General features: G+C 64.9%; 1 protein-coding gene and 1 pseudogene. Both read left to right on the top strand.

Going from position 1 to position 669, the window contains the following annotated elements:
* A pseudogene (locus AWB74_RS45115) lies at positions 1 to 338 on the top strand (hypothetical protein); the annotation flags it as partial.
* Positions 335 to 669 (top strand): gluconate 2-dehydrogenase subunit 3 family protein (locus tag AWB74_RS45110; protein WP_143749573.1); only part of this gene is annotated, 335 nt, incomplete at its 3' end. The pseudogene AWB74_RS45115 and the gene AWB74_RS45110, both read left to right, overlap by 4 nt.

Below are 669 nucleotides of genomic sequence, written 5' to 3'. Positions count from 1 at the left end.
TTGGCGAAGTCGCGTTGTTGCACTTCAGGGGCTCTTTTCAAAACCCGGTCATGTACGCGCCGGTGACGATACCACCGGTGGCGGCCGCCTTGCTGACCCACGCGGCGCTTGCGGCGCCGCGCGAACGGTGGCTCGCACGGCTGTGGCTCGAGGTGACGACGGCGCTCGGACTAATCGGCTCGGCGTTTCACGCACGCGGCATTGCGCGCAATCAGGGCGGTTGGCGTAACTGGAGCCAGAACGTATTGAATGGGCCGCCCTTGCCGGCCCCGCCAAGCTTTACGGCGCTGGCCCTGGCGGGACTCGCTGCCTTGCGCTTGAGGAAAACCGAGCGATGACATTACCTCCTAAAACCCGGTACCCAGGCTATGACGTGCTAAAGAAGCGCGACAGCGTCTCCTGGGACGATGCAACTCGCGCAGTTATTGACGAACGCATGGCCGTGCCAGCGAGACCCGTGTTTTGCGACGCGGTGCAGTGGCGCGCGCTCTCTGCGCTATGTGATTGCCTCATGCCACAAAACACCGCGAGCGCAGATCGCCCGAAGATCCCCGTGGCTGCGCTCGTGGACGCCAAGATCGCCAGCAATCACGGCGACGGCTATCGTGACGCGCGCTTGCCGCCACTGCAGCAGGCGTGGCGCACCGGGCTTGCCGCGCTCGATGCGGA

Origin of the sequence: Caballeronia arvi (genome assembly GCF_001544695.2) — a bacterium.
Classification (GTDB): domain Bacteria; phylum Pseudomonadota; class Gammaproteobacteria; order Burkholderiales; family Burkholderiaceae; genus Caballeronia; species Caballeronia arvi.
The sequence above is the reverse complement of the archived record's forward strand: the minus strand, read 5'-3'. Positions and strand labels throughout refer to the sequence as shown.